Below are 20727 nucleotides of genomic sequence, written 5' to 3' on the forward strand. Positions count from 1 at the left end.
CCCATGCGCCCCCGGACCACCCCGCCCGGCACGACGACCGGTGCCGCAACGACCGACGCCACCACGGCCGGTGCCGCCACCGCCGCCACCACGACCGGCACCACCACGGCCGCCGTCCCCGACGACACCGAGTTCAAGGCCCTGCTCGACCGGCTCTCCGACAAGGCCACCCAGGACTACTACAACCCGTTCACCACCTTCGACTGGCCGCCCGCGATCCCCGCCGACGGCCTGTGGATGTCGCCCGAACTGCTCTCCGTCCACGGCACGGAACTCATGGACGAGCTCAGCCCCGACCAGCTCCGCGCCCTGAGCAGGTGGGAGAGCGTCAACTTCTACAGCCTGAACGTGCACGGCATCCGCGAGCTGCTCATCGAGGTCACCCGGCGCATCCACACGCCCGGCTTCGAGCTGCCCTCGGAGTTCTTCCACCACTTCGTCGGTGAGGAGAACGATCACATGTGGTTCTTCGCCACCTTCTGCCTGCGCTACGCCGACAAGATCTACCCCGACAAGTCGGTCAGGCTGCCCGAGGCCCCGCGCGACCCGGACATCCAGAACTTCCTCGTCTTCGCCCGGATCCTGGTCTTCGAGCAGATCGTCGACCACTACAACGTCCACCTGGCGGCCGACGACCGGCTGCATCCGACCATCCGGCACATCAACCGGCTGCACCACCAGGACGAGTCCCGGCACATCGCCTTCGGCTGCCGCCTGGTGCAGCTGCTGTGGGAGCGCCTGCTGCGCGGGGGCCTCGACGACACGGCCCGGCGCGACCTGCGCGGCTACCTCGACCGCTACCTCGCGCTCAGCATCGCGGCCTTCTACAACCCCGCCGTCTACCGCGACGCCGGCCTCCCCGACGGCTTCGCCCTGCGCAAGCGGCTGCTCGCCCACCCCGCGCGGCAGGCCGCCCACGCCAGGGTCCTCCACAAGACGACCGGTTTCCTCCGGCGGATCGGGGTGTTCGATGACTGACACCGGCCGCCTGACCAGCGGGGCCACCAGGGCCGCCGGAACGACTGGGACTACCGGGGCGACCGAGGCCACCGGGGCGACCGGGGCCGACTGGTCGGTCCGGGACGGGCTCGCGACCCTCGACGAACCGGCCGTCGTGCTGAGGGCCGCGCTGGACGCGGTGTTCACCCGCTGGGGCGCCGAGGCCGGGGCCCGGCAGCAGAGCTACCCGCCGCTGCTGCGGGTGGAGGACCTGCGGACCCTCGACTACTTCCGCAACTTCCCGCACCTGGGCAGCCCGGTCACCCGGATCCGCCCCGACCGCCTGGCCACTCTCGCCACCACTCCCTACGAGCCCACTCCTCCGTACGAGCCCACTCCTCCGTACGACGCCGCCGAACCGCCCGGCTCGGCCAGCGAGCCACCCGGGCCGGCCGCACTGCCCGCCGCCGACCTCGCCGACGCCACCCACCTCCTGCCCTCCGCCGCCTGTTACGGCTGCTTCGTGCACCTCACCGGGAGCAGCAGCGACACCCCCGTCCTGGTCAGCACGGTCGCGCAGTGCTTCCGCCGTGAGGACCACCACGACGGGCTGCGCAGGCTCTGGGGATTCACCATGCGGGAGCTGGTGTGCGTGGGCTCGGCCGACACCGTACGGGCCCACCTCGACCGGCACCGGGAGCGGATCCTCGCCTTCGGCGCCTCCCTCGGCCTCGCCCTGGACCGGCGGCCCGCCACCGACCCGTTCTTCCAGAAGGACGGCGCGCGCACCGTCATGCAGCTGCTCGCCCCGGTCAAGGAGGAGTACCTGCACACCGACGGCACCGCCCTCGCCTCCACCAACAACCACCGCAACTTCTTCGGCGAGCGCCGCACGATCGACCACGCCGGCCGCCCGGCCTTCACGGGCTGCGTCGCCTTCGGCCTGGAGCGCTGGGTGCACGCCCTGGGCGACCTGTTCGAAGGCGACCTGGCCGCCGCGCACCGCGCGGTCCGGCGGGCGGGGGAACGCTCGTGACCCGGCTCGCCACCCTGCTGGGGCTCGAACTGCCCCTGCTACAGGCCGGCATGGGCGCCGTCGCCGGGCCCGCCCTGTGCGCCGAGGTCTCCCGGGCCGGAGCCGGCGGCACCCTCGCCCTGTACAAGGAGGCGCCCGCGCGGGCGGCCCGGCTGGTCCGGGAGACGGCGGCCGCCGCCGACGGCCGCCCCTTCGGGGTGAACGTCGTCCCGGAGGTGACGGGCCCGGCCCGCTGTCTTGAGCAGCTCCGGGCGGTCCTGCCGGAACTGCCCCGCAACGGTTTCGTCACCGCCTTCGGGCTCCCCGCCGACGACGCGGCCCGGACCGTACGGGCCGCCGGACACCCGCTGGTGGTCCAGGTCGGCACCCCCTCCGACGCCGACACCGCCCTCGCGCGCGGCGCGGCCGTCCTGGTCCTCCAGGGCACCGAGGCCGGCGGCCATCTGCTCGGCGCCCAGCCCGTGGACGTCCTGCTGGCCGCCGTCCGGGCCCGCCACCCGCACGCCGTCCTCGCCGTCGCCGGCGGGATCGCCACCGGCGGGGACCTCGCCGGCGCGGTGGCCCGGGGTGCGGACGGCGCCATGGCCGGCACCCTGTTCGTACCGGCCGGGGAGTCCACCGCGCACCCGGAGTTCAAGCGGCGTGTGGTCGAGGCGGTGGCCGAGGACACCCTCGTCACCTCCCTCTTCGCGATCGGCTGGCCGCACCGCCCGCACCGCGTCCTGCGCAACTCCCTCACCGCCGCGAAGGAGCGCGCCCCGGCCGCCTTCATCGCCACCACCCGGGTGGACGGCCGGCCGTACCCGGTGGCGCGCTACAGCGCGGCCGCGCCGGGCGAGGCCACCACCGGGCGCGTCGAGGAGATGGCCATGTACTGCGGCCGGTCCTGCACCCGCGTCACCGCCGCGCACCCGGCCGCCGCCATCGTCGCCCGGATCCGCCAGGAGTACGAGGACGCCCGCGTCCTGCGCGCCGGCTCGCACCCGGGCACGCCCCCCGCGCCTCACCGGATCCAGGAGAGATGACATGGCCGACGTCACCAAGCCGATCGTGGACTGGCTGCGCGAACGCAACCCCACCGTCGGGGACATTCCGGACGACCTGGACCTGATCGAGAGCAGGCTGATCGACTCGCTCGCCTTCATGGAGTTCGTCCTGCTGCTCGAGGACCTGATCGGCCGGGAGCTGAGCCTGGAGGAGATCGACGTGAACCAGTTCCGCACTCTGCGTTCCCTCTCGGAGCACTTCCTGAAGGGGTGAAGCGCCGTGGCACAGCACCCGCCGCCGTCCGGGCCCGACGACCCCGGACCCGGCCTCGTCCGGTCCGACCCCGGCCCCAGCCCCGACCCCGGACCCGGCCTGGTCGCCTCCCTGCACCTCGCCGCGCACCCCGGCGCGCCGACCTTCCCCGTCGCCCAGGTGCGCGCGGTGATCGGCCGGGGCCTGCTGGGGGACCGCAACTACTGGGCGGGGCAGGGCCCCCGCCCGCGCCGCCGGGGGACCGGACGGGCCTCGGGGGTCTGCGACGTCACCCTCATCGAGGCCGAGGCGCTCGACGCCCTCGCCCGCGAGCACGGCATCACGCTCACCCCCGCCGAGTGCCGCCGCAACCTGGTCTGCCGCGGCGTCCGGCTCAACCCGCTCGTGGACCACGAGTTCCGGATCGGGACGGTGGTCCTGCGCGGCCTCAGGCTCAGCGAACCCTGCGCCCGCCTGGAACGACTGGTCCGTCCCGGCCTGATCCGCGGCCTGGTGCACCGCGGCGGGCTGCGGGCCGAGGTGGTCCGCGGCGGGACGATCAGGATCGGCGACCGGATCCACCCGCCGGCGTGAAGCGCGCCGGGACGGGCCCGTACACGTCCATGTCCGGAGGCCCGGCCGGCTCGTCCCCGCACCGCGCGGAGGGCGGGCCGCCCGGCCCCCGGCTCTGCAGGCAGGAAGACAGCATGGCGATCGAAGGCACCGCCCCCGGGCGGAAGAACGACACGGCACCGGGCCCCGGCGCGGACGCCCCCGCGCCCCGGGCCATGGACCCCGGCGCGGACATCCCCTCACCCCGGGCCACGGACCCCGGCGCGGACGCGCCCTCGCCCCGCGCCGTGGAACGCGCGGAGCGGGCCGCCAAGGTGCTCGCCGAGACGGGAGCGAGCGTCTCCGTTCGCCTCCTGGACTGGGGTTTCGCCCTCCGCCTCGACCAGGGGGCCGTGGACCGGCTCGTGCCCGCGGACGGCACCGGCCCCGTGAGCGGTTTCCCCGGCCTGGTGCGGGACGTGCTCGCCGGTGCCCTGCCCGAGGAGCTCGCCGAGGCCGTCGGCGCGCGGCTGACCGAACGCGCCGGGCGGATCCGGGAGACCGCCCGGGGCGCCGGATGCGAGCTGACCTCTCCGTGGGCCGCGCCCACGCTGCTGGCTCCCCTGGCCCTCGACGCCCCGCCGCCCGCGAACGGCCTGTGGTTCAGCGCGTATGCGCCGGGCACGGGCTGGGGGCCCGAGCGGCAGTTCACGGCCTGCTACGCCTCCGAGACCCCCGCCCTGGCCGTCTTCCGCGGCGACCTGTACTGCGTCTATCAGGGCCGGGGCGACGACCCCGAGTTGTGGTGGACCGCGCACCGCGCGGACGGCGGCCGGTCCGAGGACCGGCCCTTCCCCTCGCACCACACCCTGGGCAGCCCGGCCCTGGCCGTGTTCGAGGACCGGCTGTACTGCACGCACCGCGGCGGCTCGGGCACCTGGGGCATGGCGCTGACCTCGTACGACGGCGACACCTGGAGCCCGGACCGGCCGGTCCCGTACGCCGAGAGCGTGTACGGCCCGGCGCTGGCCGTCTTCCAGGGCGCCCTGCACCTCGCCTACGCCGAGGCCGGTCAGCGGATCATGGTCACCACCAGCCGGGACGGCCGCACCTGGACCGCCCCCGAACCCGTCCCCGGCTGTGTCACCACCAGGTCCCCGGCGCTCGCCGTGTACGACGGCGCCCTGCACCTGCTGCACGGCAACCCCAAGGACGGGGCGATCCACTGGAGCCGGCTGCGCGGCGGCACCTGGACCTCCGAGGGCGCCCTGCCCGGGCACCGCACCCGGAGCAACATCGGCCTGGCCGTCTTCGACGGCGAGCTGATCTGCGTCCACCGCGACCGGGCGCGCCAGCGGCTGTGGTGGTCCTCCTACGACGGCACCCGGTGGAGCGAGGCCGCCGAACTGCCCGGCCACAGCAGCAAGTACGGCCCGGCCCTCGCGGTGTACCGCGACCGGACCGGCACCCGCGACCAGCTCCTGTGCGTCCACCGGGGCCACGGCCGGCGCCTGGTCACCGCGACGGGAGAGGTGCTGACCGACGAGGACCCGGCGGGCCTGCACGAACTCGACGACCCGGAGGCGGTCATCGGCTGATTCCCCGCTCCAGGGGGCCGGCCGCGGGCGGCTTCGCGTCCGGGGCGAGGCGTTCCACCGCGACGAGGGCCGCGTCGTCACCGAGGTGGCCGCCCGCGTGAGCCCGCAGGTCGGCCCGCAGGTGGTCGAGCAGGGTCGGCGGGTCGGCGTCGGCCCAGGCGGCGAGGCGTTCGGTCAGGGGGTAGAAGGCGCGCGTACGGTCGCGGGCCTCGACGACCCCGTCCGTGTAGAGGAGGAGCACGTCGCCGACGTCGAAGGGGAAGGTCTCCACCGTCACATCGGGCGCGACGACGTCCGACAGGCCCAGCGGCGGACTCGCGTCGGCGGTTTCGAGCGGGATCACCCGCCCCTGGCGCAGGAGCAGCGGCGGCGGGTGGCCGCGGTTCACCAGGCGTACGACCGGCTCGCGGTCGGGTATGTCCAGGACCAGAGCGGTGACGAAGGCCTCGTTCGGGTCGTCGGCCGCCCCGTCGGCGCGCGAGCCCGCCGCCGCGCCCTCCGTCTCCTCCGCCGAGCCGACTCCCTCCTCCAGGTGTCCGACGAGTTCGGGCAGCTCGTGCTCGCGGCGGGCCGTGACCCGGAAGGCGCCCAGGACGAGCGACGCCTCGCTGATCGCGTCGAGGCCCTTGCCCCTGGCGTCCCCGATGAGCAGCCGGGTCCCGGACGCCGTACGGGCCGCCGCGTACAGGTCGCCGCCCATCTGCGCCTCCTCCTCGGCCGCCAGATAGACGGAGGCGATGTGCAGGGGTCCCGCCCGGTGTGGGAGCGGGCGCAGGACGACGCTCTGGGCGGCCTCGGCGATGGAGCGCAGCCGCGTCACCCGGCTCTCGTCCTCCTCGCGCAGATGGGCGAAGAAGGTCACGATGACCGAGATCAGGATCAGCGCGATGATCTGGTAGGTGTGGTTGAGGTCCGTGAGGCTCGTCCGCACGACCGCCACGACCGCCTGGGCGAGGACCGCGGCCGCGCCCACGAAGGCCGTCATGCGCGGCCCGGCGAAGGACGCCGTCACCGCCGGCGCGGCGACGAGGAACGGTCCCAGGTGCACCTCCGGCGGCGACAGGATGTCGACCACCGTGACCGTCGCGATCAGGGTGAAGGGCACGGCGAGCAGCGCTCCGCCACCGCGCCGGGAAAGGCGGAGGCGGAAGGCTCGCGGGTGGGCACCCATGGAAAAAGGCATACATCAGCCGATGGCGCCTGTCCTGTTGCCGGCCCGGCCCGCTCGCCCCGCCGGGAAACGGGCGGTCACAGCCAGAACAGCGGCGGTGCGGTCGGGACGGGACGGGACGGTCGGGACGGTGCGGTCGGGACCGCGGCGGCGGCGAGCTGCCCTCACTCCGAGGTCGTGGCGAGGAGGATCTCGGCGGCCGAGGTGACGTTGTCGGCCCGGACGGCGCGGGCCATCGCCTCGCGGGCCAGGTCGGTCGGCGTGTGCGGCGGGACGACGAGGAGCGCGAAGTGGTCCTGGTCGCCCCGGGTGATCAGGACGGTGTCGTCGCCGACGGGATACGAGTCCAGCCGCACGACCCGGTCGGCGACGACCAGGCGGGTGGGGACCTCCTCCCAGGCGTCGGTGTCCAGGCCGACCCTGGTCACCGGGCCGATGTGGGCGGTGAGGGCCTCGATCAGCGCCGGCAGCTCGGCGGCGACGTGCCGGGAGCGGGGCCACCAGGCCCCGTCGAGGACGCCTTCGCGGGAATGGGTGGTACGGAGGCGGAGCACGGCCGTCCCGGGGCGCACCGCGCCGTGGACCTCGTCGGGGAGGAGCCGGGAGGGAGGGGGGTCGACGGATGCGGCCATGATCGGTTCGCCCTGTCTGTGCGGTGCGACGGCCCCGTGCGCGGCGTTCCTGACGCCGGAGCGGTCGGTTCGGCGCTCTGTCACCGTGCTTCCCGCTCTGCCACCGCGCTTCCCACCGTACTCCCCGGCCCCCTGGAACCCGCTCTGATCAGGGCGGACGCGCCGGTCGCCGGCCGAGGCGTCGGCCGGGGACGGTGAGGGCCGTCTCGCACCCCGTAACGGGGTAGACACCTGATGTGAACACGACGCTCGACACTCCGCGGATCGCGCGGCTCCTGCGGGAAGGGGTCCGCGCGCAGGTCTACCCCGGCGCCGCCTGGGCCGTCGGTGATGCCGGCGGCCTCGTCGCGGGCGGTGCCGTCGGGTCGCACGACGGGACGGCGGGCGGCCTGCCCACCCGCCCCGACACGCTGTTCGACCTGGCGAGCCTCACCAAGGTGATCGCGGTGTGGCCGGTCGTCGGCACGCTCGTAGAGGACGGCAAGCTCCTGCTCGACGCGCCCCTGGGCTCCTTCTGGCCCGAGGCCGCCGGGCACCCGCTCGGTGACGTCACCCCGCTCCAGCTGCTCACCCACACCGCCGGGCTGCCGCTGCGCGCCAACCTCCGCGCGCTGTACGGCTCCGATCCGCAGGACGTACGGGACGGGGTGCTGCGGGAGGTGCTGCGGCGGCGGCCCGGGGAGGCCGTCGAGTACACCGACCGGGCCGCGCTGATCCTCGGCTATCTCGCCGAGCACCTCACCGGACTGCGCCTGGCGCGGCTCGCCGCCGACCGGGTGTGGGCGCCGCTGGGCATGACGGAGACCCGTTTCGGGCCGCTGCCGGCCCCACTGGCCGCCCGCTGCGCGCCGACGGAGTACGACGAGGAGACCGGCGCCCATCTGCGCGGCACCGTGCACGACTTCTCGACCCGGCTGCTCGGCGGGGCCTGCGGCATCGCGGGCGCCTTCTCCACCGCCGGGGACCTGGGGCGCTTCCTGCGGCAGGTGCTCGACCCGGTGCGGCCGCCGTTCGGGCCCGAGTGGGTGGCGGCGTCGCTGCGGGTCCGCACCGGCGAACTGGCCCCGGTGCGCGGTCTGTTCTGGCACCTCGCCCCGGGCACGGCGGTACGGGACGACGTCTGGGCGCACTACGGCTTCACCGGCACCGGCCTGTGGGTCAGCCCCTCGCGGGGCCGCTGGGCGGTCCTGCTCACCAACAAGCTGTACTTCACCCGCGCCACCGGTCCCGTGACGGCGGTGCGCGACGCGTTCCGGGAAGCGGTGTTCGCCCCGTTGTGACCGGAAGCTGCCGGGCTCGTTGCACGCCGTAAACGATCGGGAAGGCGAGGAGGCGCGGCGATGGGAGACGAGCGGGCGGTGTTGGTGGAGGAGCCGGCGACCACGGAACGGGGCGAGCGGGCGGCCGGGGAGCAGGGGACGGGGAAGCGGGGGACGGGGGCGGCCGGGAGACCGGCGGCCGGGCGGCCGGGCACCGGCGGCGGCCCGGTGCTCGGCGACGCCGGGGACGTACGGAGGGCGGCGGAGGATCTGGACGCGGGCTGCGCGGTGGTGCACGGCTTCGCCGCCCTCTACGCGCTGACCGCCCGCCCCGACCGCGAGGTCGTCGCGCGGGTCCACCGGATGACGGGCCGCCCGGAGGACCGGGCCGGCGCGGTCACCACCGTGCCGTCCGCCATCCCCGGGCTCTTCGACTGGACCCGGCTGCCCGCCGAACTGCCGCGGCGGCAGGTCCGGTCGCTGATGGACGAGCTGTACGAGCTCGGCCCCTTCGCCTTCCGCGGCCCCGCCGCGGACCGGCTCCCGCCGCATCTCACCTCGGCCGAGGACGGGGTGACGACCGTTCAGGTGGTCGCGCCCGGCCGGCACTGCCCGTCGAACGACTTCCTCCGCGCGGCCCTGGACCGGACCGGCACGGAGTACCTCTTCACCGTCTCGGCGAGCCGCTCGCGCGAACTCCCCCACTGGCGGGCCGACGCGGCCGCCCGGGACTTCGCGCACGAGCCGTGGGTCCGGGTCCTGTCGCACGCCGACGAGGCCGCGGCGCGGCTGCGCCACCCGCACCACACGCCGGTGACGACGAGCGTGGTCTCCTTCCACCGCTTCGCCGGGTGCGGGCGGGCCGGGCTGCCGGCGCTGACCCTGGAGCGTCAGGGCTCCCTGTCGGCCGAGCACATCCGCTCCGTCGCCGCGAACCACGGCTTCGCGCTCACCCTCGCCCCGGGAGCCGCGGGCCCCCGGCCCGTCCCCCGCGTGTACCCGCCGTCCCTTCCGGGGCGCCGCTCCTGAGCCGGGCGGCCGGGTGCCGGGGCCGTACACGGGGTACGCGGGCGCCAGGGCCGTACGCGGGCGCCGTTGCCGACGGCCGTACGCGGGTGCCGTTGCCGACGGCCGTACGCGGCTCCCGGGGGACCGTACGCGGGCGCCAGGGCCGTACGCGGTGCTGTTCCCGACGGCCGTACGAGTCGTCAGGGCCGTACGAGTGCCGCGCCCAGCCACACGGCGCCCAGGCCCGCGGCGACGCTGCCCGCGACGTTCGCCGCCGCGTAGGCCCGCGCCCCGCCCTCGTACAGCTTCAGCGTCTCGTACGAGAAGGTGGAGTACGTGGTGAGGGCGCCGCACAGGCCCGTGCCGAGGAGCAGGCCGGCCCGGGTGGAGGCCACGCCGGTGAGGAGGCCGAGGGCGAAGGAGCCGGCCACGTTCACGAGGAACGTGCCCCAGGGGAAGACGGAGTCGTGGCGGGCCTGGACCAGGCGGTCGGTGAGGTAGCGCAGGGGCGCGCCGACGGCGGCGCCGGCGACGACGAGCAGCCAGTTCACTCCTGCGGCTCCCGGCGCCCGTACCGTACGACCTCGCACGCGGGCGTCACCGGGCCGGTGAGCCGGGCCCTCTCCTGGTGCGTCATCCCCGCCTCCTCGCCGGGACGGTCCGTACGGCGGCGCGGGTCGCCACGACGGCCGCCCAGACGGCGGCCAGCGCGGTGAGCGGGGTCGCCGCCAGGTGGAGCATTCCGCGCGTGACGTCACCGTCGGCGAGCAGCCGCTGGGTGTCGAGCGCGTAGGCGGAGAAGGTGGTGAAGCCACCGCACACCCCCGTGCCCAGGAAGGGCCGCAGCAGCGGGTGGGGCGGGGTCGGGGTCTCGGTGGCGAGGACCATCAGGACGCCGAGGGCCGCGCAGCCGGTCGCGTTGACGGTGAGGATCGTCCACGGGAACGCGCCGGCCGGGGTCGGCCAGGCGAGGGTCGCCGCGTAGCGGACGGTCGCCCCGAGGGCGCCGCCGGCGGCGACCGCTCCGACGACCGGGAGCTGTGCGCAGAATCCCATGGCACCAGGTTAGGGCGCGCCGGGCGCCGGGCCCCGGCGGGGACGGCCCTGATGGGACGGGGGTGGCAAGCGAGGCGCACAGGCACGGACCCCGGCCTGGGGCATTAACCGGAGTCCGGCCCGTGCTGCCTCGCCCCGATGGTCCGGGCGGGGCGCCGCACGGGTCAAAGGCGGCCCGGCGAGTCTGTCAGATACCCCCCACGGGGATGGGGCGACGAGAGCGCCGGGGGGTGGCCGGCCCCGGGGGCGGACCTGTGGGCGGAACGGGGGGCCGGGCGGTCGGACCGGGGGCCGGACCGGGCGGGAACAGGCGGCCGGACCGGGAGCCGGACGGGGGGCGGTGGTCCGGCCACCATTCGGCGGCCCAGACGGGTGCCGGGTACACCTCGTGCCCACGGCGGCGACGCGCGACCGTGGAGGTGCAGCGGGAGGGAGCTGCTCAACCCGTAGGGCAGGAGTGTCGTGAGTACATCCGTCGCAACCAGGTTCAGGACCGTCACCGCGCACCGGGACGCGGCCGCCGAGGACGTGTACGGCGAACTCTGCGCCGCGCTCTTCTCCGGATTCCCGCGCCGTGACCAGCGGCTGAAGGCCGAGCAGTACCTGCGCGGTCTGCTGACCGCGCAGGGCCGCAAGTCGATCCGCAACATCGCCGCGCAGATCGGCGGCCCGGCCGCCGAGCAGAGCCTGCACCACTTCATCTCCAGCTCCACGTGGGACTGGCGGCCGATGCGGGCCGAACTCGCCCGCTACCTCCAGCAGAACAGCGCCCCGCAGGCGTGGGTGGTGCGGCCGATGCCGATACCGAAGGCCGGACAGCACTCGGTCGGTGTCGACCGGCGCTTCGACCCCGAGCGGGGCCAGGTGTTCCGCGGGCAGCAGGCGTTCGGCGTCTGGTTCGCCTCCGAGGAGACCAGCGTCCCCGTCAACTGGCGCCTCTTCCTGCCCGATCCCTGGGTGAAGGACCGCACGCGGCGGGACCGGGCGGAGGTGCCCGAGGGCGCGGCGGAGGAGACCCTGGAGGAGTGCGCGGTCAACGCGGCGCTGGACACGGCCCGCTGGCCGGACGTGGCCCGCAAGCCGCTGCTGCTCGACATCCGGGGCGGCGCCGGACGGCCGGCCCTGCACCGGCTCGCGCTCGCGGGCGTCCCCGTCGTCGCCCGGATCGGCGCGGGCTGCCGGCTGACCGTCGCCGACCGCTCGCTGCCCGGCTTCGGCGCGGGACCGCTCACCGCGCTCCAGATCCTGGAGTCCCTCAAGGGGCTGCGCCGCCCGGTCAGCTGGGTGGACGCGGCCGCCGGGATGCGCACCTCGCGCACGTCGCTGGCCACCGCGGTCCGGGTCACCCTGCCCGTCCCGGCGGGCGAGCGGCAGCGGCCGCTGCTCCTGCTCGGCGAGTGGGACGACCCCCGGCGCTCCCCGGCCCGGCTGTGGATCACGGATCTGACGGGGTCGTCGGTCGGGCCGCTGCTGCGGCTGACGAAGCTGTCGCGGCGGGTCGAGCGGGACTTCCGCGCGGTCGGCGAGGGCGCGGGCCTGCGGGACTTCGTCGGTCGCTCCTTCCGCGGCTGGCACCGGCACATCACGCTCGCCTCGGCGGCGCACGCGGCGACCGTCCTGGCCGCCGGCTGGGACACGCCGTACGGCTCCGTCCACGACCGCTCGGCGAGCTGACCCCGCACCCGCGCTCAGAGAGCGGTGACAGGGGTCCCTCAGAGCTGGGGCCCGGAAGTTGGGGCTTCCGGGCCCCGTACGCGCGTACGGGCGACGTGAGATTTCCGGGCCCCCACCACGCGTACGGGCGCCCGGCGGGATTCAGGCGCCGACCGGGCGGTCCACCGACGACGGGACCTACGGGGCCGAGGGGGGATGGGACCTACGGGGTCGATGAGGCGGATGGGGCCTATGGGGCCGAGGATGTCGGCGGGGCCGGAGAGGCCGACGGGCGGGCCTCGCCCAGGGCGGCCCGGCGGCGGGCGAGGACGTCACGAGTGCGCTGGAGGCGCAGCGCCAGCTGCACCTCCAGGACCTGGCCGGGCTTCTGCCACTCCGGGCCGAGGAGTTCGCCGATCCGCTCCAGCCGGCGCGAGACCGTGTTCGGGTGGACGTGCAGCGCCTCGGCCGCGTTGGTGGGGCTGGCACCGGAGGCGAAGTACGCCTCCAGCGTGCGGGTCAGGTCGGTGAACCGCTCGGCGTCGTAGTCCAGTACGGGGCCGATCGCCGACTCGATGAACCCGTCCACGTCGTGGTCGTCCGACAGCAGCAGCCCGAGGAACCCCAGGTCGTCCACGGACGCCGCCGCGCCCGTGCCGCCGAGCGCGCTCATCGCGTCCAGGCAGCGCATGGCCTCCTGGTACGACCGGACCACGCTGTCCGGGCTCCAGCCGGGCCCGGCGGCGCCCACCGAGACGGGATGGCCGAGCAGCGGGGCCAGCTCGCCCGAGACGGCCTTCGCGGCGGCCGAGGCGTCCACCCCGGGCAGCAGCAGGACGATGCAGCCGCCCTGCACCGTCTTCAGGCCCGCCATGCGGTACGCGTACGAGGAGGCCCACACCACCGCGCGGCCCTGCTCGCCGCCCTCGGGCCGGGCGACCACCAGGACGTGCGGCTTGCGCAGGTCGATGCCGAGGCGGCGGGCGCGCTGGGCGATCTGCTGCGGGGCGTGCTGCGGCTCGGCGAGCAGGTCGTCGAGGAGCTCGTCGCGGACGGGGCCCTCGGCGACGGCGGTGGAGCGCTGGATCAGGAGCAGGAAGGCGACGGCCTGGGCGGCCAGTTCGAGGAGCCGCTCGTCCTCGCCGGTGAGCGGGGTGGCGGCGCGGACGACGAGGACGCCCAGGTCCTCGGAGCCGGCGATGACCGGCGCGACCCAGGTCCGCCGGTCGTCCGACGCGGAACCCTCACCCTCGCGGGGCTCGGGGGCGCGGTCCTGGCCGTCCCGGCACTGCGCGTCGCGGCCGCCTCCCGTGAGCACGGGACGGCGGCCGGCGTGGGCGTCGAGCGAGGCCTTGGCCACGGCCTCCTCGTCGAGTCCGGTGATCTCGCCGGTGGAGGCGAGCGTACGGCCGCCGGGGTCGCGGATCAGGACGGAGGCGTCGAGGGCGTCCCCGGCGGCCTTGGCCACGTTGCCGAGGTCGCCGCCGGCCAGGATCAGGTTCATGATGCGGCGGTGCGCCTCGCCGATGTAGCGCATGCGGGTGAGGGTGGTGCGGGCCCGGGAGCTGTCCCGTTCGAGCTCGGTGACCTCCGCGCGGGTCTGGTCGAGCAGCCCGGCCTTCTCGGTGGCGACGGCGGCCAGGTCGGCGAGGGAGGTGAGCAGTCCGAGCTCGCCCGCGGTGTACCGGCGGGCCCTGCGGTCGGCGCCGTAGAGCAGTCCGAGGACGGTGTCGCCCGCGCGCAGCGGCACGACGACGACCGCCCTCAGGCCCTCGTCCCGTACGGCCGCGTCGACGGCGGGCGTGTGGGCGAAGCGCTCGTCCGCGAGGTAGTCCTCGGTCCAGACGGGCGCGCCCAGGACGTGGACGAGCCCGCCGAGCCCGTCCTCCTCGAAGGCGCCGGGGCAGCCGGCCGGGCCGGTCGCGGCGAGGGCGCCGTCGGTGCCGTGGACGACCCGGACGCCGTGCGGGCCGCGCAGGGTGACGCAGGTCAGGTCGAGGCCGAGGAGCCGCCGGGCCCGGCGGGCGATGCTGCGGAGCAGCCCGTCCAGGTCGTAGGGGAGGGTGAGGTCGCGGGCGGTGTCGGCGAGGGCGTCGAGGCCGGCCTCGCGCTGTTCGCGGCGGGCCAGGGAGTGCCGGACGCCGGTCGCGAGGTGGACGGCCCTTTCGAGCTGGGCGAGTTCGGGCTCGGGGAGGTCGTCCGCGCGGGCCTTGTCGAGCAGTTCGGCGAACCGCTCCTGCGGTGCCCGCCGGGCCAGCAGCTCCAGCACGGCGAGCGCGCCGGCGCCACCGCTCCCGTACGCGCCCTGGTTGGACATTCCTCAACTCCCGCTGCCGAGCAGAATCGGGTGCCGCTGCGGAAACCCGTACCGCTGGCCGAAACTAGAGCGGCCGTGGACGCCGGTCAACGGTGAGATCGACCACTTCGTTCCCGTCATCGCCGTTCCCTCTCCTTACCGCCCCTTCGGCCCTTTCCGTCCGTTGCGGCCCCGCGTCGCCGCCGGCTCAGGCGGACGCGGCCGCGAAGGACGGTACGGGCCGGGGGGAACGCGACCAGGAGGCCGACGTCTCGGGGCGGGGCTGCGCGTGGATCGGCGGCAGGGTGTGGGCGTGGGCCGGGGCTTGGGCCTGGGCCGGGATGCGGGGCCGGGCGGTGTCCCGGACGGTCAGCAGCGTGCGGTGGAGGCGGCGCAGCCGCGCCGAGGGCTCGCGGCCCCCGTCCCGCTGCAGCGCCGCGCAGAGTCTGCGGAAGGCGTCCAGGGCGTCGTCGGTGCGGCCGGAGCGCAGCAGGGCGACCATGAACTGGGCGTGCAGCGACTCGTTGACCGGGTGGCGGGCGACGAGCACGGCGAGCTCGGGCACCATCTCGGCGTGCCGGCCGAGGCCCAACTGGGCCTCCACCCACTGGTCGAGGACGCTGAGCCGGGAGGCCTCCAGGCGCTCGATCTCGGCCCGCAGCCGTGGCCCGGCGTCGACACCGGCGTACGGCTCGCCGCGCCAGAGGGCGAGGGCCTCGCCGAGGCGGAGCGCGGCGCGCGGGAGGTCACCCGCTTCCATGGCCCGGTATCCGGCGCCGGCCGCGCGCTCGAACTGCCAGACGTCGTGGGAGCCGCCGCCGGTGTCGAGGCGGTAGCCGCCGGACTGGGCGGCGAGCACGGTCTCGGCGGTGCGCCCGTCACCGCGGTCCCGCCCGGCGCCCCTGCCGCCGTCCCTGCCACCGTCCCGCCCGCCGGGCAGGGCCGTGGCGATCAGGGACCGCAACCCGAGGATGTGGGAGTGGAGTTCGGCGCGGGCTCCGCGCGGCGCACCGGACGGCCACACCTCCTCCATGAGGACGGAGACCGGGACGATCTGGTCGGCACCGGCGGCGAGCAGGGCGAGCAGTTGTCGTGGCGCGGCGGCGGTCGGGGTGACCGACACCCCGTTCTCGCGCACCGAAAGTCCCCCCAGGATCCGGACGTCCACCTTGCCCCCTCAGCATCTGCGCACGGGATGACCCTGGACGATTAGAAAAGAGACCGCGCTGCATGTCAATAAGAAACCGGGCGGTACGGAAAGACTGAACCTCGCGGACGGAAATTTTGCCCGGTTTGCGGGTCTTCGCGACCATCAAGAGAGCGCCAGGACCGGGGGAAACGTACCCGGCGATCCAGTTACTGGACCCACGGGTATGCTTTGGGGGCTGTTTTCAGGCAGTGGTGCGGGTGCCTTCCGGCCAGGGTCATCAACAAACCAGCATGGCGGTTTCTTTTGCGTTCCCATGATGCCGCCTCACGCGCGCGTACTCCAGGGGGCCTGGGCGGCCGAGCGGGCACGCGGCCGCCGGAGAGGGGGCGAGGGGCGAAGAGGGTGGGGGCGGCGCAAGCGGGGTGCGCCGGAGGCACGGGGGTGCGGGCGGCGACGCAAGGGCGTGTCGCGGCGGGGCCGGGGGCAGGCGTGCGGAGGGATCGGATGGCGGGTGCCGGCGGGCATCCGTCAGGAGACGACCTCTTCCGGGGTGGCCGCGGTGGTCGTGGTGGCGTCGTCCGACGCGCCGAGGCCGAGGGCACGGGCACCCCGGCCCGGCTCCAGGTCGAGCATGGTGAGCACCGACGGGACCACGATGCTGGGAAGTAAGTGGTGGTAGAGCGCCGACGCCCAGCGCTCCAGCGAGGACCGGTCGCCCTCCAGGGCGTGGGTCATCAGGTTGAGCCCTGCGTAGGCGCCCACGACGAGCGGGGCCACCTCCTCGGGGTCGGCGTGCGGCAGCAGTTCGCCGCGCTCCTTGGCCTCGTTGAGCAGGCGCAGGTTGATCTCGGTCCACTCGCGGTACGGGCCGCTGCGGTTGAGGTCGTGGGCGCCCTGGTCGAGGGTCAGCCGCACGCTGCCGCTCAGCACCCGGTCACGGGTCAGCCGGTGCGCGAAGACCATGCCGACGTCCACGAACTCCTGCACCTTGGAGATCTGCGGCGGCGCCGTGGGCACGACCGACACCTGGGCGTCGATCACCGCGTGCGCGAGGTCTTCCTTGGAGTCGAAGTGGAAGTACAGCGCGCCCTTGGTCACTTGGGCCAGCGCCAGGATGTCGGAGAGCTTGGCGGCCTCGTAGCCCCGCTCGTCGAAGACGGCGGCGGCCGCCTCCAGGATCGCCTTGCGGGTGCGGATCGCCCGATCCTGCTTCGCCATGGGAGTCACGTCCCTCTCATCGCCCGAACCGGCATCCCGGTGGCAGAAAACAAACCTGGGGGTACCTATTTTCCGGCAGCTGGAAGATACCCGAAGCCCTGTTCGCAGAGAACCCGCGCATCTCGCCGTCCGCGAACACACTCTCCTGACCAGCCACTTTGACACCACGGCCAGGAACGAGAACGTCAGGTCGGGGCCGCCGACGGGAACTGACGCCCCGTCCGGAAGGCCGCCGATGTCACTCTCGGCGACCGGAAAACCGACCCGGTGGTCGCGTCGGCGCGGGCCGGCCGACCGGGATCGAGGCGGACCGGCCGCCCGAGACCGAGGCTGGGTCGGTCAGGCGGTGCCGACGGCCGAGGCGGTCAGCAGACCGAAGGAGGCCACGATCAGCAGGGTGCGGACGCGGTGGAAACCGTTCCAGCGCTTCTCGAAGGCGGCCCGCACGGCGGCCGGCGGCTCGTCCGTCGACTCGGCGGCGGCGAGCGCCGTGTTGAGCGGGATGTTGCCGCCCATGGTGACGAGGTGGTTCGCCACCGCGCACACAAGCCCGGCCACCACCAGCCACTTCTGAAGGTCCGTCCGCCCGCCGGTGGGCACGGCCAGGGCCGCCGCCGGGAAGGCGACGACCCCGAGGAAGACCAGCAGGAACACCGGCCTCGGCACGTACTCGTTGATCCGCCGCACGGCACGGACGAACTCCTCGTCCGACAGCCGGGCCAGGGCCGGCATCACACCGGTGTGGAAGATCAGCATGAAGCCGGCGTAGAGCCCGGTGGAGACGACGGCGAGAGCGAGCAGCAGGGCGGCCATGGTCACCATGATGCCGATCAGCCGGCGTACGGGTCGGTGGATTCGCCGAGCCCGTCGGCCCGGCGGATCGCCTCGGCCAGCTCCCGTACGGACGCGGAGCGCGCCCGCTCCGCCAGCGCGCCGGCCCGCGCGGCGAGGCTGGACAGGGCGGGTGCGCCGGGCATGGATCCGCCGCGCAGCCGGTCGGCGAAGTAGGCGGCGATGGCCGTCAGTTGGAGGCTGTCGTGGCCGTCGCCCCAGATCGGGGCGGTCAGTGCGGAGGTGTCGGCCGTGCCGGAACGCTCGTGCGGGGTACGGGTGGCCGGGTCGAGCCAGCGGACCGTGGCGGTGGCGACCCGCCCGCTCTTCCCGGGCCGCAGCTTGACCGCGTACAGCGCCGTCACCGTGTGCCCGGCGCCGACCTCGCCGCCGTCGACCCGGTCGTCACGGAAGTCCTCGTCGGCGACCTCGCGGTTCTCGTAGCCGATCAGCCGGAAGCTCTCCACGGTCTTCGCGTCGAAGGCGACCTGCGCCTTGGCGTCACGGGCGCGCAGCTCGACGTGGGCGGGCAGCTGGTCGACGAAGACCTTGCGGGCCTGGCCGGGGGTGGAGACGTACGTGGTGGAGCCGTCGCCCTTGTCGGCGAGCTTCTCCATGAAGGCGTCGCCGTACTCGCTGCCGACACCGACGCCGAAGAGCGTGATCCCGTACCTCCGGCGCTCGGTGTCGATCCGCTCCAGGATGCCCTCGGCTTCGGTGTCGCCGGTGTTCGCGAGGGCGTCGGAGAGGAGCACGACCCGGTTGGTGGCGCCCTTGCGGTGTCCTTCGACGGCGACGTCGTAGCCCGTGCGGACGCCCGCCTCGACATTGGTGGAGGAGCTGGTGGCGAGGGCGTCGACGACGTCGTGGAACCGCTCGCGGTTGCCGCCGACCCGGGTCATGGGGAGCACGGTCTCGGCCTCGGAGCTGAAGGTGACGAGGGCGACCGAGTCGTCGTCGCGGAGGCGGTCGGCGAGCAGCCCGAGCGACTCCTTGACGAGGTCGAGCCTGCCCGGCTCGGCCATCGAACCGGAGACGTCGACGACGAAGGTGAGGGCGGCGGGCGGCCGTTCGCCGTCGCTCGGCCGGGTCGCGAGGCCGACCCGCACCAGGGACCAGCCGGCGGCGTCCGAGCGGGCGCCGTCGACGGTGACGCTGAAGCCGTTGTCCTTCGGCCTCGGATAGTCCGGCTTGAAGCTGTTGACGAACTCCTCGGGCCGTACGTCCGCCGGGTCGGGCAGCCGGCCCTCGGCGAGGGCGCGGCGGGCGTAGCCGTAGGAGGCGGTGTCGACGTCGAGGGCGAAGGTGGACAGCCGGTCGGGAGCCTCGGGCGCGCCGGGAGTCTCGGGGGCGCCGGGGGCCGGTGAGGCGGCCGGGGGCGGAGGCGCGCCGCGGTCGGGCGCCCCGTGGTCGGAGCTCCTGGTGGCGCCGCGGTCGGAACCGGCGCTGCAGCCGGTGAGCAGCAGGACTCCGGCGAGCAGTCCCGCGCCGATCCTTCTCTTCATGAGCATCTCCCCGTCGAGGTACGGCACTTGTGAATGTGACGTTCGGGAGCGCCGGAAGGAGCAGACGAAGGGGTTGCGGAACGATCTCAATGCGGCAACGGCGGCGGTGGCATGCCGTAGTGGCAGGGACTCGCCATCCTTGTCAACAGGGGTTGTCACCGTGCGGAGTCACGTGCGTACATGGAGTGGCACATCGTTCGGGCGGGGGTGGTCACCGGTGGCAGAGACTGCGGGCTCCGTGATGCTGGCCCGTTCGGCGATGGGCCGGGCCGGGCCGGAGCTTCAGCGTCCTCCCGGGCGCCCCGTGCGGGGCACGCGCCGGGTCAGCGCCGCGCTCGCGGGGCTCGCCGCCTCGGCCCGGCATGAGCTGTTGACCTTCGACGATCCGGCCGCCTCCGTGGCGCGTGCGATCCCCGAGCCGTTCCTGGAGCTGGCAGGAGCGTGCATGCGGGCGGCGGCGGAGCGGGCGGGCGAGGTGCGCCGTATCGTGCCGCGCCACGCCGTGCCGTATGTGGCGGACGCGGTGCGGGTGCCGGGGCGGGCGCGGGTCGCCGAGTCCATCCCCTTCAAGATGATCCTGGTCGACCGCGCGGTCGCGGCGGTCCCCCTCGACCTCCAGCTCCACTACAACGGCCTCCTCCTCATCCGCGACCCGGTCGTGGTCCAGGCCCTGGTCCGCGCCCATCACGCCGCCTGGGACACCAGCCAGGAGCTCGCGGGCCTCACGGCCCCCTCCCCCGACCTCCCCCCACAACTCCGCCCGGTCCTCGAAGCCCTCCTCGCCGGCCTCACCGACGAAACCGCCGCCGCCCGCCTGGGCATGTCCCCGCGCACCTACAGCCGCCGGGTGGGCGAACTGATGGCGGCCCTGGGCGCGACGAGCCGCTTCCGCGCGGGGGCGGAAGCGGCTCGGAGGGGGTGGGTGTGAGGGGTCAGAAGCAGCCCGACCTGAGCGGGTGCGCATCCCACTCCGTTAAGCCGATCCCTTTCATCTTGTCGTCACACGCCGACGGCCGCTGCCGTCACCGCGCAGACAAAGGATGCGAGAAGGCAGACATCGGAAACCACATCCGTCGTGATGCGCTTGGACAACACGTCGATCTTCGAGGAACGTCTTCCTGATCGAATGTGTGCTTCGACACGTTGGGCGCCGCGCTCGGCAGATCCAACGAAGCTGTCGATCAGCGAGCCGCCGAAGCCCACCGACCTGACTTCCTCGCCACTGGTGGTCACGATGACCAATGTTCCACCCTGCGTTCGCTCAGCACGAGCAGCAACTCCTACCGGGATGGAATGGGTAATCAGTGGATTGACAACTTGAATCCCATTCGAGGTCATGACGACCCGGGAACACCAGATGCGTCGCACCAAGGAAATCAAGGCGAAGCCGGCTGCCATCACCGCAAGTGCATCACCATCGATCTCCCGTTTGGATCCGAGCGCTACCCACAGAATGAAGAGAAGAATGACGGAAGGAATGACGAGCGAGAGAATCCGGAAGGATTTTCGTTGCAGAGTTACGGGGCGTTCCACGCCCATTGCACCCCCATCGTTCGGCGTTGCAGGCGGCCACGAAGTCCACTG

Annotated in this window: 20 protein-coding genes; 10 read left to right on the forward strand and 10 right to left on the reverse strand. The window is 74.3% G+C overall.

The window, feature by feature from the left end; genetic code table 11:
- The first annotated feature begins 3 nt into the window (after positions 1-3).
- The 6 genes from ABTZ91_RS06005 (at position 4) to ABTZ91_RS06030 (ending at position 5364) form a co-directional block, all read left to right on the forward strand.
- Positions 4-978, forward strand: coding sequence for a diiron oxygenase (locus ABTZ91_RS06005; protein WP_352075905.1), 975 nt, complete (start codon positions 4-6; stop codon positions 976-978).
- Positions 971-1975 carry a hypothetical protein gene (locus ABTZ91_RS06010; RefSeq protein ID WP_352075906.1) on the forward strand — a complete coding sequence of 335 codons (1005 nt, stop codon included), beginning with the start codon at positions 971-973 and terminating at the stop codon, positions 1973-1975. Before ABTZ91_RS06005 ends, ABTZ91_RS06010 begins: the two co-directional genes overlap by 8 nt.
- Positions 1972-3000, forward strand: a complete 1029-nt coding sequence (locus tag ABTZ91_RS06015) for a nitronate monooxygenase (RefSeq protein ID WP_352075907.1) — start codon at positions 1972-1974, stop codon at positions 2998-3000. Before ABTZ91_RS06010 ends, ABTZ91_RS06015 begins: the two co-directional genes overlap by 4 nt.
- Before the next feature lies 1 nt (position 3001).
- Positions 3002-3235 (forward strand): acyl carrier protein, encoded by a 234-nt coding sequence (locus tag ABTZ91_RS06020; RefSeq protein ID WP_352075908.1) that lies wholly within the window; start codon positions 3002-3004, stop codon positions 3233-3235.
- A gap of 6 nt (positions 3236-3241) precedes the next feature.
- Positions 3242-3808 (forward strand): MOSC domain-containing protein, encoded by a 567-nt coding sequence (locus ABTZ91_RS06025; protein ID WP_352075909.1) that lies wholly within the window; start codon positions 3242-3244, stop codon positions 3806-3808.
- 113 nt (positions 3809-3921) lie between these two features.
- The gene (locus ABTZ91_RS06030) at positions 3922-5364 is read left to right on the forward strand and encodes a hypothetical protein (protein ID WP_352075910.1); all 1443 of its coding nucleotides are present in this window, start codon (positions 3922-3924) and stop codon (positions 5362-5364) included.
- Here ABTZ91_RS06030 and ABTZ91_RS06035 read toward each other — a convergent pair.
- Both ABTZ91_RS06035 and ABTZ91_RS06040 read right to left on the reverse strand, forming a co-directional pair.
- On the reverse strand, positions 5354-6535 hold the full coding sequence (locus tag ABTZ91_RS06035) for a PP2C family protein-serine/threonine phosphatase (protein ID WP_352075911.1): 1182 nt from the start codon (positions 6533-6535) through the stop codon (positions 5354-5356). The genes ABTZ91_RS06030 and ABTZ91_RS06035 overlap by 11 nt on opposite strands.
- A 164-nt stretch (positions 6536-6699) precedes the next feature.
- A complete protein-coding gene (locus ABTZ91_RS06040; RefSeq protein WP_352075912.1) occupies positions 6700-7167 on the reverse strand; it encodes a DUF5994 family protein in 468 nt (155 codons plus the stop codon).
- Positions 7168-7403: 236 nt separating this feature from the next.
- Between ABTZ91_RS06040 and ABTZ91_RS06045 the strand changes: the two genes are divergently transcribed.
- A complete protein-coding gene (locus ABTZ91_RS06045; RefSeq protein WP_352075913.1) occupies positions 7404-8447 on the forward strand; it encodes a serine hydrolase domain-containing protein in 1044 nt (347 codons plus the stop codon).
- A 60-nt stretch (positions 8448-8507) separates the two neighbouring features.
- The gene (locus ABTZ91_RS06050) at positions 8508-9455 is read left to right on the forward strand and encodes a hypothetical protein (RefSeq protein ID WP_352075914.1); all 948 of its coding nucleotides are present in this window, start codon (positions 8508-8510) and stop codon (positions 9453-9455) included.
- Between the two features lie 179 nt (positions 9456-9634).
- On the opposite strand, the gene crcB is transcribed toward ABTZ91_RS06050, so the two are convergent.
- Positions 9635-9985: a fluoride efflux transporter CrcB gene (gene crcB / locus ABTZ91_RS06055; protein WP_352075915.1), complete on the reverse strand. Its 351-nt coding sequence runs from the start codon at positions 9983-9985 to the stop codon at positions 9635-9637.
- Positions 9986-10067: 82 nt separating this feature from the next.
- The gene (locus ABTZ91_RS06060) at positions 10068-10490 is read right to left on the reverse strand and encodes a CrcB family protein (protein WP_352075916.1); all 423 of its coding nucleotides are present in this window, start codon (positions 10488-10490) and stop codon (positions 10068-10070) included.
- Positions 10491-10952: 462 nt separating this feature from the next.
- On the opposite strand from ABTZ91_RS06060, the gene ABTZ91_RS06065 reads away from it, so the two are divergent.
- Positions 10953-12164: a transposase gene (locus ABTZ91_RS06065; protein WP_352075917.1), complete on the forward strand. Its 1212-nt coding sequence runs from the start codon at positions 10953-10955 to the stop codon at positions 12162-12164.
- Between the two features lie 229 nt (positions 12165-12393).
- On the opposite strand, the gene ABTZ91_RS06070 is transcribed toward ABTZ91_RS06065, so the two are convergent.
- The 5 genes from ABTZ91_RS06070 to ABTZ91_RS06090 all read right to left on the reverse strand — a co-directional run bounded on the left by ABTZ91_RS06070 (position 12394) and on the right by ABTZ91_RS06090 (position 19149).
- The gene (locus tag ABTZ91_RS06070) at positions 12394-14460 is read right to left on the reverse strand and encodes a helix-turn-helix domain-containing protein (RefSeq protein WP_352075918.1); all 2067 of its coding nucleotides are present in this window, start codon (positions 14458-14460) and stop codon (positions 12394-12396) included.
- A gap of 187 nt (positions 14461-14647) precedes the next feature.
- Positions 14648-15607 (reverse strand): AfsR/SARP family transcriptional regulator, encoded by a 960-nt coding sequence (locus ABTZ91_RS06075; protein ID WP_352075919.1) that lies wholly within the window; start codon positions 15605-15607, stop codon positions 14648-14650.
- 510 nt (positions 15608-16117) lie between these two features.
- Complete coding sequence (locus ABTZ91_RS06080) at positions 16118-16807, reverse strand: ScbR family autoregulator-binding transcription factor (protein WP_352075920.1); 690 nt, start codon at positions 16805-16807, stop codon at positions 16118-16120.
- A 339-nt stretch (positions 16808-17146) separates the two neighbouring features.
- Positions 17147-17620 (reverse strand): anthrone oxygenase family protein, encoded by a 474-nt coding sequence (locus ABTZ91_RS06085; RefSeq protein ID WP_352075921.1) that lies wholly within the window; start codon positions 17618-17620, stop codon positions 17147-17149.
- 17 nt (positions 17621-17637) lie between these two features.
- The gene (locus ABTZ91_RS06090) at positions 17638-19149 is read right to left on the reverse strand and encodes a von Willebrand factor type A domain-containing protein (protein WP_407077906.1); all 1512 of its coding nucleotides are present in this window, start codon (positions 19147-19149) and stop codon (positions 17638-17640) included.
- Between the two features lie 211 nt (positions 19150-19360).
- On the opposite strand from ABTZ91_RS06090, the gene ABTZ91_RS06095 reads away from it, so the two are divergent.
- Positions 19361-20071 (forward strand): DNA-binding response regulator, encoded by a 711-nt coding sequence (locus tag ABTZ91_RS06095; protein WP_352075923.1) that lies wholly within the window; start codon positions 19361-19363, stop codon positions 20069-20071.
- Between the two features lie 71 nt (positions 20072-20142).
- On the opposite strand, the gene ABTZ91_RS06100 is transcribed toward ABTZ91_RS06095, so the two are convergent.
- On the reverse strand, positions 20143-20676 hold the full coding sequence (locus tag ABTZ91_RS06100; protein WP_352075924.1) for a hypothetical protein: 534 nt from the start codon (positions 20674-20676) through the stop codon (positions 20143-20145).
- Positions 20677-20727 lie beyond the last annotated feature (51 nt).

Origin of the sequence: Streptomyces sp. NPDC126499, from assembly GCF_040302485.1 — a bacterium.
In the GTDB taxonomy this organism is placed as follows: domain Bacteria; phylum Actinomycetota; class Actinomycetes; order Streptomycetales; family Streptomycetaceae; genus Streptomyces.